General features: G+C 35.1%; 10 protein-coding genes. 3 read left to right on the top strand and 7 right to left on the bottom strand.

What is annotated here, in order from left to right:
* Positions 1-2 precede the first annotated feature (2 nt).
* Positions 3-1,364: an IS4 family transposase gene (locus ADJ83_RS19100; RefSeq protein ID WP_048717398.1), complete on the bottom strand. Its 1,362-nt coding sequence runs from the start codon at positions 1,362-1,364 to the stop codon at positions 3-5.
* A gap of 553 nt (positions 1,365-1,917) precedes the next feature.
* Here ADJ83_RS19100 and ADJ83_RS19105 point away from each other — a divergent pair.
* A complete protein-coding gene (locus ADJ83_RS19105; RefSeq protein WP_048718775.1) occupies positions 1,918-2,460 on the top strand; it encodes an RNA polymerase sigma factor in 543 nt (180 codons plus the stop codon).
* An 85-nt stretch (positions 2,461-2,545) separates the two neighbouring features.
* Here the strand turns inward: ADJ83_RS19105 and ADJ83_RS19110 are convergent, their stop codons facing one another.
* The 4 genes from ADJ83_RS19110 to pepT form a co-directional block, all read right to left on the bottom strand.
* Positions 2,546-4,039: a peptide MFS transporter gene (locus ADJ83_RS19110; RefSeq protein ID WP_048718778.1), complete on the bottom strand. Its 1,494-nt coding sequence runs from the start codon at positions 4,037-4,039 to the stop codon at positions 2,546-2,548.
* A gap of 561 nt (positions 4,040-4,600) precedes the next feature.
* On the bottom strand, positions 4,601-5,245 hold the full coding sequence (gene rpe, locus ADJ83_RS19115) for a ribulose-phosphate 3-epimerase (RefSeq protein WP_048718780.1): 645 nt from the start codon (positions 5,243-5,245) through the stop codon (positions 4,601-4,603).
* 204 nt (positions 5,246-5,449) lie between these two features.
* Positions 5,450-5,872 carry a hypothetical protein gene (locus ADJ83_RS19120; RefSeq protein WP_031536838.1) on the bottom strand — a complete coding sequence of 141 codons (423 nt, stop codon included), beginning with the start codon at positions 5,870-5,872 and terminating at the stop codon, positions 5,450-5,452.
* 197 nt (positions 5,873-6,069) lie between these two features.
* Positions 6,070-7,305, bottom strand: coding sequence for a peptidase T (gene pepT, locus ADJ83_RS19130; RefSeq protein WP_048718783.1), 1,236 nt, complete (start codon positions 7,303-7,305; stop codon positions 6,070-6,072).
* A gap of 225 nt (positions 7,306-7,530) precedes the next feature.
* Here pepT and ADJ83_RS19135 point away from each other — a divergent pair, with 225 nt between their 5' ends.
* Entirely contained in the window at positions 7,531-8,136 is a 606-nt protein-coding gene (locus ADJ83_RS19135) for a thioredoxin domain-containing protein (protein ID WP_048718784.1), read from the top strand.
* Positions 8,137-8,237: 101 nt separating this feature from the next.
* On the top strand, positions 8,238-9,401 hold the full coding sequence (locus tag ADJ83_RS19140; RefSeq protein WP_048718787.1) for an iron-containing alcohol dehydrogenase: 1,164 nt from the start codon (positions 8,238-8,240) through the stop codon (positions 9,399-9,401).
* A 129-nt stretch (positions 9,402-9,530) separates the two neighbouring features.
* Here the strand turns inward: ADJ83_RS19140 and ADJ83_RS19145 are convergent, their stop codons facing one another.
* Both ADJ83_RS19145 and ADJ83_RS19150 read right to left on the bottom strand, forming a co-directional pair.
* Positions 9,531-10,370 (bottom strand): STAS domain-containing protein, encoded by an 840-nt coding sequence (locus ADJ83_RS19145; protein WP_048718789.1) that lies wholly within the window; start codon positions 10,368-10,370, stop codon positions 9,531-9,533.
* A gap of 73 nt (positions 10,371-10,443) precedes the next feature.
* A complete protein-coding gene (locus ADJ83_RS19150) occupies positions 10,444-11,568 on the bottom strand; it encodes a GntR family transcriptional regulator (protein WP_048718791.1) in 1,125 nt (374 codons plus the stop codon).
* Positions 11,569-12,086 lie beyond the last annotated feature (518 nt).

The following is a 12,086-nucleotide window of genomic DNA, read 5'->3' on the forward strand; positions in this document are numbered from 1 at the left end:
ACTCAACTTTCGCATACCAAATTAGGCAGGTAAGCTCTGATATAACTAGGCAGACCTGCAATCCATTGTGATAGTTGATTTTTAAGTAATTGTTGTGTTTGTTTATTGGTTTTCTTCAAGACATCTTGAAGAAGCTCGATTAATTGCTGCAATGCGACAGCCCAATCAAGTTCATTTACTTCATCACAAAGGTCATAAAATAAGCCACCTAATGTGCGTTCATCTGTGTGGCAACGATTTTGCCAAGATAGAATGATGTATCTAGTAAAAACTATGGTTGTATGACTGATAAGTAAGTCATAGGAGCGTCCTTGAAATTCTTTCTGTAAGCGAAGGAGCGATTTTGTCGTCTTAAAAAACACTTCAATATCCCAACGAATCCCGTAAATACGGACGATTTCTTGTTCGGAAAGAGTGCAATCTGTGCTAAGAATCGCGAGCCATTCGCTTTTCTTATTACGATTTTGAACGAACACGACTTTAACGGGTACACCGTTTTTCATCGTCGTCATGACGGAACGAAGAAGCCCTTTCTTTCCTTGAAGTGGTGACGCTAACCGATAGAGTTCTTTTAATGAAACCATTTGACCATTCATTTGATAACGTTGCTTTGCATTTTTGACCATACCAATAACGTCAAGCCCTTGTTCGACGATTGCCTGAATCAAAGGTTGTTGAGTAAACCATGTGTCCATCAACACGTAAGAGGCCTCGATTCCACTGGATAATGCCCGTTCAATCATTGATGGGATTTGATCAGGCGCAGACTGGAGAGCTTCAACACGACGCTTATAACCAGAACATCGTTTATCCATTTCTTCGTTGATTCCATTAATAGAAGAGGTTTTTGAGCTTAGTAAAGAGAAGTCAACAGGCATGAAGGTATGCCCATCTGACCAGCCTAATGTAAGCATTCGAAATCCTTTATAAAATCGCATTTTCAAGGAAGCATGATCAAAACAACGGGCAAGCAATTCCACGTTCTTACTACGATTTCGATCAAATGTAGAGTCATCAATAATAAGCACTTTCGGACGGTCCATTGATGTAAGCACACTGACCTTTTGAATGGTAGCTGTACTAAAGAATAAAAGAAATTTCCGCCAAGCAAACTTGGAATGATTTAAAAAACGATAGACGGTATCCTTACCCGGATAACGCTCGCTCTTTTTTGAAGTGACAAGGGCAAACCAATTTTTTTGATGAAAGATTAGACTAAAAACAAGCTGAAACAGATAGGCACATGAAAACCCAAAGTTTTTTCGAATACCCGCTTGGCGAAGGTACTTCGACACTTGTAATTCAGAGAATACGGCAGAAAGTTCATTTGGTAGTTGCTCATTCGAGTGTTTTTCCTTTATCATAGAGAAGGCACCTCTTCTTTGTGGTAATGGTTTCTAGTCAATTCCACTATACCAAAGATTGAGGTGCTTTTTCTGTTTAAAAGTAATTGTCAAGCACCTAAAGTGAGCGTTCTTAAAGCTTTGATAGACCTAAAACAAGGTCGATTTTCAAGGTGCGAAAGTTGAGTTATTTAGTTTTGTCCCAGCCTCTTCTCCTATAAAAGACTATGAATCTTTTGAGTTTTCCTAACAAAATAATAGTAGACGCAACGGTTTGATGGAAGAGAGCTAAAAAGAAATAGAAAAATAGCAGAAATTTAATGAAAAAAATGGGACTTTTATTACGATAAGATGTATAATATATTTCATTAATGTTACAAAAATTGATTTGGAAACTATTTTGTAACAAATCTAATGGATAAACACTATCGAGATAGTAACAACTTAATGAGGAAGTTATATGAAGAAACAAATTTGTATGCATTAAATTATTTTTGCTCTCATTAATTTAAATGAAGATTTTTTAATTTGCTATCTTTCCATGGATTCACTGGTTTTGTTGGGAGTGGGAGAAATGGGTTCGATTGATGAGCTCTATAGACAATATAATCAAGAGTTAATTCATTTTTTAATATATTTAGGAGTAAAAAAAGAGGAGGCGGAGGATTTAGTTCAGGAAGTTTTTATCAGAGTTCTTAAAACAAAATGCTCCTTTAAAGGAGAAAGTAGTGAAAGAACTTGGTTATATACAATTGCAAAAAATATCGCTATCGATCATTTTCGAAAGCAAAAAAATTCTTATTCCTTTGATTGTGAAATTCCCATTCATATAAAAGATGAACAGGCACTTCCTGAGGAAATGGCACTACATAAAGAACAACTGGATTGGCTGAATCATTTACTAAAATGCTGTACGGTAGATCAAAAAAAGGTAATCTATTGTAGATATTTAAAAGACATGAGTATTGTAGAAACAGCATTAAATTTAGGATGGTCTGAAAGCAAGGTGAAGACAACACAGCATCGTGCTTTAAAATTACTTCAAAGAAGTCTAGTAAGTTCAAAAAATGTAGATGGAATTTCAATAGGAGGACATAAAGTAGAAATAGAGAGTTAACAGAGCATTACCACTCCACGTTTATTGTATATGGAAAGCAGAGGTAAAAAAAAGTGGAGGATAAACCCCCACTTGTCTTTATATGTTATTTTATTCCCTTCATCTTGCTCTGAATCATTGGTGATAACAAGAAAAGGATAATACTTAAGAGGATTGCTATTCCGCCTAAAATACCGAAATAGGCAACTTCCGATATTTTTGTAAATAATGGTGCGATTTGTGCATTAAGTGCTTGAGCAGCTGCACTAGATAAAAACCATAAGCTCATTGTTTGTGCAGAGAAGGCTTTAGGCGCAAGCTTTGTAGTTGCGGATAGTCCTACTGGAGATATACATAGCTCTCCAACAACTACAAGGAAATAGCTTAATACTAACCATAATGGACTTACTAGTGTATTTTCTCCACCAATATAGGCAGGTAACATCATAATGTTAAAGGATAAACCTGCAAATAATAAAGCAATCGAAAATTTCTTAGAAACAGAAGGCTGTCGATTACCAAGCTTCATCCAAATCCATGCAAATATTGGAGCAAAAATGATGATGAACAACGGATTGATGGATTGGAAAATTGTCGGTGAAAGACTTAATCCAGCAAACTCTAATTGTGTTCGTTTATCTGCATAGGTAGCTAGAATAGTGGAGCCTTGTTCTTGGATAGCCCAAAACATAACTGCAGCTAAGAATAACGGAATATATGCAATTAATCTGGAACGCTCATCACGATCTGTCTTGGGACTGCGATACATAACAGTGAAATAGATAGCGGGAATTAAGAAACCAAGAATTCCAATAATTGTGATGAAAGAATCAAATGTTAATATTCCTAAAGAAATAGTAATAGCAAGAATAATGGCAAGGACAACTACACCAATTCCGATGGAAGAATAAACTTTTTTCTTTTCCTCTTTTGACAAAGGATTTGGCACTACTGTACCAGCAAGACCTAGGTTTTTCTTTTTAGTCATCATAAATACAATTAAACCTAATAACATCCCTACTGCAGCAAGTCCGAAACCAAGATGGAAGCTATAATTCATTCCAATCTCTCCGACAATAATCGGTGCTAGGAATCCACCAAGATTTATTCCCATGTAGAAAATACTAAATCCGGCGTCACGTCGAGCATCCTCTGGACTATACATTTCCCCAACAATACTTGATACATTGGGTTTTAATAAACCTGTTCCGATAACAATTAAGACCATCGAAATAAAGAACATGGTAATACTTCCTGGAACGGCTAAAACAATATGACCAAGCATGATGAAAATACCACCATAGAAAACGGCCATAGACGTACCAAAAATTCTATCAGCAAACCATCCGCCGATTATACCCGACATATAAACAAGGGAACCGTAAATGGAAACAATAGCTATTGCTGTTCCTTCAGAGATACCTAATCCGCCTTTAGAAACTTCGTAATACATATAATAAACTAGGATGGCTCTCATTCCATAGTAAGAAAACCTCTCCCAAAATTCTGTGAAGAAAAGAGTGAATAATCCTTTAGGGTGCCCAAAAAATCCCTTTTGGGGAACACTGTCCACAATTTTCTGTTTATTTAGTTCTGACATCATGAAACCTCCTCTATTATTTTAATATAATACTGAAAAGGTGCTAGATTTGTCAAAAAAATTTTTATTTCTGCTTTAATATAGGTAAATATAAGGAGGATATACTATTAAAGTCTTAATAATCTCTATTTTTAGAATAGAATAAGCATTTCTAATATAATAATTGAGGAAGGATTACTAGTATTTGATACGATTTGTGAGTGAATGGAAAGGAGAAATAGTCAAATAATCTAAAAATTGATGATTGCAATTATCAAGTGCGAGGTAGTGTTCGCAAGATTAAGTGATAGATTAACTTTGAGGAGAAAGGCGAAAGATAAAAAGGAAAGAAGATTCCTGCTATAGAAAAACCTGAACAATCATATTTCCATATGCTTGTTCAGGTTTTTTTATTGGTTTATAAAAGCTGTGATAGTGGCTATTTACTTTTGTCCCAGCCTCTTGTTATCAATTAATTCGGAAGTCTCCACTAATGAACTGTCTTACTGACTAAAAAATTCAATTAACAACTTATCATCAGTGAGGGAAAGGAAAACGCCCACGATGATAAATTCATGTTATTTATCCACGTACGGCCTTAATTGCTTCTTCACGATTTGGATTATTATAAATAAATGATCCAGCAACAAGAACATTTGCCCCTGCTTCTTTCACTAATACTGCCGTTTCGGCATTAATACCACCGTCCACTTCAATATCAAGTGCCGGATTTAGTTGATCAGCCAATTGACGAACTTCTCTAATTTTTGGAAGTACATTATGGATGAATGCTTGTCCACCGAAACCAGGATTAACGGTCATTAATAGAACCATGTCAATATCTTCGATGATATGTTTGATTGTATCTACAGGAGTACTTGGATTTAATACTACGCCTGATTTAACCCCATTTTCTTTTATCAATTGAATAGTACGGTGCAGGTGGCGACATGCCTCAACATGTACTGTGATGATATCAGCACCGGCTTTTGCAAATTGTGGTATATAAGAATCAGGATTTTCAATCATTAAATGAACATCTAAAGGTAAAGTTGTAACTGGACGGATTGCTTCTACAATAAGTGGGCCAATCGTAATATTAGGTACAAAATGTCCATCCATGACATCTACATGGATATAATCTGCTCCACCTAGCTCAACGTCTTTTACTTCTTCTCCTAGCTTCGCAAAATTAGCGGAGAGAATGGAGGGTGCAACTTTAATCATATGTATTCCTCCTCTTTCTAGTCTAATATAAGTGCAATAATATACACATGAAAATTATAGCAGAGTGTGAGATATGGAACAAGAAAATTAAAAACGGTAGCACTATTGCATGGGGAAAGAGGGAATAAAAAATAGTAGCCACTTCATAATTTGGGAGGATGAGAGGAAGTGGCTATTAAAAAATGAATCATGAAATGTAAAGAATTATAATTTATTGATGATTTCTTTTTGAATTTCAGCAGGTGCATCTGCAAAATTTGTGGAAATACAAGTAACTAACATTTCTTTATTTTTATAGAAAGGTTCTTTGTTTTTATTATAGTAAAAACGAACACTTTCTTCCTCTTTAAAAAATTCTTTTCCGATTTTTAATAAAGTAGTTATTGGCAGGCTATTAAAGGATATATTGCTTTCTTCCTGTTTGGCAGTTGGAATTGACTGCTCTTGACCTGCTAGTTTAAATTCTTTCACTACTTTTTTTAGGATTTTTTCTTGAGAGATTACTTGTTTAAACAGTTTTTTGCGCACTCTCTTTTTCTTGGATTGAAGTCCAAAGGATTCTAAAATAAAGTGATGTAACTCTGTATTTTGTGTAACTTCTTCTTGCATTTTACTGATTGTATTCATTGCAAAACTCCTCTAATCTTTTCTTTCAACCCTAAATCCATGGAATATAGGGATTTTGGCACTGAATCATTATATACTAAACTATTAAAAGTACAAAATTTAATTCGAAATCCGAAATAAACATCTGGTGCGAAATGGGTGACTATTAAAAAATTATCTAGCAAACTATAAAGAGAAGGCATATAGCCTTCTCCCTATTACTCTCCTCGTTCTTCAAATAAGCGAGCAATTTCTACAATGACATTTGTCGCTTTTATCATGTTGTCAACAGATACATATTCATATTTGCCGTGGAAATTTTCGCCACCTGTAAATATATTTGGGGTCGGTAGTCCCATATAAGAGAGCTGGGAGCCGTCAGTTCCACCACGAATTGGTTGGACAATAGGGCTAATACCGAGATTGTCCATTGCTTTGTAGGCAACATCAACAATTTCTTTTACTGGTTCTATTTTTTCGCGCATATTGTAGTATTGGTCCTTTAAGTCTAACTTTATCGTATTATCGCCATATTTTTGATTTAATTCGACCACAATTTCTTGTAGAACATTTTTTCTTTCTTCAAAAGAATTACGATCAAAATCACGGATAATATAATGGAGATTTGTCTTTTCAACATCTCCTTCAAAGGACAGTAGATGATAAAAGCCCTCGTATCCTTCTGTAAATTCAGGTGCCTCACTTGCTGGCAGGCGACTTTGTAATTCCATTGCAATTTTTATACTATTAACCATTTTCCCTTTTGCTGTACCTGGATGCACATTTGTTCCACTTATTGTAATCTTGGCTCCAGCAGCATTAAAGCTTTCGTACTGCAATTCGCCTAAGGGGCCACCGTCAACTGTGTAAGCAAAATCAGCATCAAAGGCTTCTACATTAAATTTATGAGGACCTCTGCCAATTTCTTCATCCGGGGTAAAAGCAACTCTGATTTTTCCGTGTTTAATGTCGGGATTTTCCTTTAGGTAAATTAGGGCAGTGACAATTTCAGCAATACCAGCCTTATTGTCTGCACCAAGTAAGGTAGTTCCATCTGTCGTAAGTAAAGTATGCCCCACATAATTCTTTAGTTCAGGGAAATCGTTTGGAGATAAAGCGATATGTAAAGCTTCATTTAATATAATATCTTGCCCATCATAATTTTCTACTCTTTGTGGACGTACATTTTTTCCTGTGAAATCAGTAGCAGTATCTAAGTGAGCAAGAAAACCAATGGTTGGAACTTTTTTATTCGTATTTGCTAGCAAAGTAGCCATCACATAGCCATTTTCATCAATAGTTACTTCATCTAATCCAATTTCTTTAAGTTCTTCTACTAATAAATTAGCTAGTGTTAACTGTCCTGGAGTAGAAGGACATTCTGCGTTGTTCTCATTCGATTGTGTATCAACAACAGCATATGATATAAAGCGATTTATTATATTTTCTTTCACGGTATTCAACTCCTTTTCAAGATATTCTGATTTTATCATAGAAGGAATGAATAATACGAATATAGTGAATTTGCTGCTAACATTTTCGTTGCAATTAGAATAAAGCCATCAATGGAGAAGACTTGTTCACAATTATGTTGAAATTGTGGCTGGTTTGATGATTTATTGGGGTGGCTTTTTAGATAGAATATAGGTATTACTTATTGTAGTGAAGGAGATTTATAAATGAAGAAAAAAAATAGACCAATGATTATTTTCATAGTGATTGCGGTAATCTTGATTGTTTGTTTTGCAGCTATCTGGTTGTTAAACAGTAATCGTATTAATGCTATTGAGGATTTAACGAAAATAGAAGCATCCTCTACATTCAATCAGCAAGATGAGGAATATATCGTTTATTTTTGGCAAGCAACCTGTACATATTGTAAGGAAATTGAAGAGCATGTTATTGAGTTTAGCAACAGTGGAGACGTTCCAATTTATATTGTCGATATGCAGGAAGAAAAGAATGAAGCTAGCTGGTATGACTGGGAAGCCCACCATAAAGAGCATGACAAAATAATAGGTAAAATAGTGGACGGAAAAGAAGTTTGGAATGATGGAATAAATATAGAGGACTTCCAAAATGATAAAAATATTGCCTGGGGGGTTGTTGCAAATGAGGATAATCAAATTATTGCCACACATAATACAGCCTACGGCAATGAAGCGCCAGAAACCGCGAAGGAAATTGAAATTACTGGCACCCCAACAATGATAAAAATTAAAAATGGTATATTTGAAGATTATGCTGTAGGAGTAGAAGAAACACTTGATATGCTGGGGAAATAAGGTCGATAGAAGGCGGGATAAAACTAAATGGAAAAATCTGTAAAGACGAACAATCTCTAATTTAGCCCCTAAAATAAAGCTACTTTCTCATGATGGTATCTATGTCTTTAAATATAGTCAAGTGTAAAAACTATGTTCCAAGTACGAATTTAATGGGAAGAGGCTGTCTACAGGAAGTAGGACCACAAATAGAAGAATTAGGCGTAAAAAGAGCACTATTGGTAACCGATGCTTTCCTAAATGAAAGCGGGATTGTGGCAAAAGTAAAAAAAGTACTCGACGAAACAGAGATAGAGTATGTTGTTTATGCAGAAGTAAAACCTAATCCGACAACAGCAAATGTATATAAAGGAGTAGAAGCATACAAAGAAAATGAATGTGATTTTATTGTATCTGTTGGTGGAGGATCTCCTCAAGACACAGCAAAAGCAATTGGACTTTATGTAACGAATGGTGGAGATATTAGGGAGTACGAAGGTGTAGGAAAAACTTCAAAAAAATCAGTACCAATTGTAGCGATAAACACAACTGCTGGAACATCCAGTGAATTCACCATTAACTATGTCATTACAGATGAGGAACGACAAGTCAAAATGGTGATGGTGGATAAAAATTGCCTTGTAACAATATCTGTGAACGATCCTGTGCTAATGGTGGATAAGCCTGCTGCATTAACAGCTGCAACAGGAATAGATGCTTTAACACATGCGATAGAAGCAATTGTTACTCCGGGAGCATATGCAGTAACCGATGCTACTGCTTTAGCTGCAGTAGAGAAGATATTCACTTATTTACCGCGTGCAGTTAAGGATGGACATGATATAGAAGCCCGTGAACAGATGGTATATGTTATGTTCTTAGCTGGTGTGGCATTTAATAATGCAGGTTTAGGATTTGTTCATGCAATGGCACATCAATTAGGGGGCGTATATGATTTACCACATGGTGTATGCAATGCTATGCTCTTACCTATCGTGGAAAGAGAAAATGCTAGACGGGATCCTCAAAAATTTCCTGCAATAGCTAAAGCGATTGGTATTTCTATTGAAGGAAAAACGGATAGCCAGTGTGCTGAGGAAGTCATTGCTGCCATAATAAAGCTTTGCCAAACAGTAGGAATTCCAGCAAAATTATCAGAATTAGGTGTAGATGAGGTGGATTTGGATAAATTAGCGAATTTTGCATTAGTAGATGCATGCGCTCCAGGAAATCCATTCCAACCTACAAAGGAAGAAGTCATTTCTATGTTTAAAGAGATTTTATAATAATAACATTTGGCTTCCAAGTAAGGAAAATCATTAAAAGAAATTGAAAAAGAGCGTTATACAGCATAAAAAAAGGATGTCTTAGCAGAGTTATTTATTACAATAACACTTTAAGACATCCTCTTTTTCTTATTCTATTACTCTCTTCAACCCAATACTAGCTAAAGCAGTATGTAAATTTGCACACGTGGTAATCTTGCTAAAGTCGATTCCTAAAGAAATAATCGTTTGAGCAATTTCAGGTCTAATTCCAGAGACAATGGATTTAACTCCAATCAAATCCAAAGCGTGAACGACTTTAAATAAATTATCTGCAACCATTGTATCGACAATTGGTACGCCAGAGATATCTAAAATGAGATATTCGATTTTTAAATTGGCAGATTCTTGTAATGCTACCTCTAAAATTAATTGCGAACGTTGTGTATCTATTTCGCCGATAAGTGGGATAATCGCTGTTTCTTTCGCGATTGGAACAACTGGTACAGACAGTTCTTCTAATGCATTATAGGCAAGCTTCATTATCTTTGTATTATGTTCTTCATAAATATGCCCAATATAAGCACTTATTTCATCGAGAATCGGATCAATAATCTTTCCTACATCCAACATAGTAATTGGTGCAAAAGACTTCTGCTCCAATTCTTCTGTAAATACGTCCCAAATAACATTTCGATAAATGGATAGGGAGCGAAGGGCGGATTGTAAAGGAATATGATTCCTTACAAATGCCTCTGCAGTTTTTTCCGCCCATTGCTGTATTTCATCTGTATCTTTATTATCCTTTAATGATTCAGCTAAAATGAAAAAGAGTTTCGCATTCCATTTATGCATATCTTCTTTTAGATAAGGTAAGGATAAATCAGAGGTTTGCTGTAAAAATTGAGATAGCAATGTATTTGTATTTTCAGCAAGGATGTTCTTGTTTTTTATGATTTTGTTACCTATATAAGCTAATTCATCCTTCAAAACGGCTCACTCCTAAGTATAAATCTATTTATAGTATACATGTTCTTTCCTAATATGTGGAGCAAATGAACTTCTATAATGTCTTTGGATAAGGTCCTGTGGAATTTCTTAATACCAAGTTAGGCTTATACACATAGGACAATGGTAAAGTTCCTTTCTCTTCCACTGCATTGACAATCCATTTTGCTGCATCTAAGCCCATATCCATTTTTGGGTGGGATACAGAAGTTAATTTAACCTCAGAGGCTTCGGCTAAGAATGAATCATCATAGCCAATGATGGAGATATCATCTGGAATGGATAAATGTAAGGAGCGAAGATACTGGATTACTTGGATGGCAAGTTGATCATTATAGCAAATAATAGCGGTCGGTCTATTATCTGTTTTGAAAGTCTCTGCCAATCGCTCCATGGGAAATTTAACTTGATTTTCGGTAGAATAATTAATCAGCATTTCTGGGAAGAACGGAATCGAATAAGCTTTATATGCTTGTATGAATCCTTTCATTCTATTAATTCCTTGCAAATCATCGGATTTAAATAATCCAATGATTTTTTTATGCCCAAGCTTTATTAAATGCTCTGTCGAAATAAATCCACCATATTCGTCATCCACCACTAAATGAGGGGGAGAGAGCTGTGGATAAAATTGGTTAATCATTAAATAAGGGATTTTATTTTGCTCTAACTCTAAATAAAACTTCATGTTTGGATTGAAGACATTTGTTTTAGTCGGTTCAATAATTAAACCGTCAATGTTTCTGTTTAACATTGTCTGAAGACATTGTTTTTCTTTTTTTATATCATTGTCCGTACAAGCGAAAGTGAGTGAATATCCATGATCTGTTAAATAAGATTCAATTCCTTTAATAATGGATGGGAAAATATAGTCTGATATATATGTTGTAATGACACCAATATTTTTCGTTTTCTTTAATGGAAGCTGAGATTGGGATAATGCCATTTGTGTAGAAGGAATCTGCTGATGGGAAACAAAAGTACCAGCACCCTGTTCTCTGTACAGCCAGCCCTCCTGTACTAAATCGCCTAATGCTTGACGAATCGTATGTCGACTTACCCCAAACATTTTCCCCAACTCATTTTCTGAGTATATTTTTTCTCCGGGCTGCACTTTACCGCTAGTGATCCAGTCCGTAATTTTTTCTTTCACCATATTGTATTTTGTTGTTTGTGCCACTGTTTCACCGCTTTCCATTGTAGTTAACGATGTTAACTTATACGTACAATAAAAATCATAGAGATATCGTATCAAAAATAGGCTTAAAAGACCAATGTTTTCTTTGATAAAGGGGGGAAAGTCGGGTGAGAGGCACAAGAAAAAGAAAACATAGAGTTTAGCAAGGAAATAGTGAAAAATGATGTGGCAAGTATAATCCTTCTTATTTATTATACATACAAGTTTATATACAATATCTTTTTCATAAAAGGATGTTTTGAAAACGTATTACTAAATTAGTTGACAACTTGTATATACATGTTATGATGGAAGGGAAGGAAAACATAAAAAATTCGTTCTTATGGTGTTGCGTAGAGTACTAAATCAAAGAAAGTTGATATTCATTATGATGTCGACCGGTTTGTGTGCAGATGAGCATAAGGTATTTGAACTTATTCTAATAAATTTAATGGAAAAAAACACAGATACTAAAATCGAGGGCACTGAAAAAGTCTAGTTCTCCAAATAAAATGAGGTTT

Origin of the sequence: Bacillus sp. 522_BSPC (genome assembly GCF_001076885.1) — a bacterium.
Taxonomy (GTDB): Bacteria; Bacillota; Bacilli; order Bacillales; family Cytobacillaceae; genus Niallia; species Niallia hominis.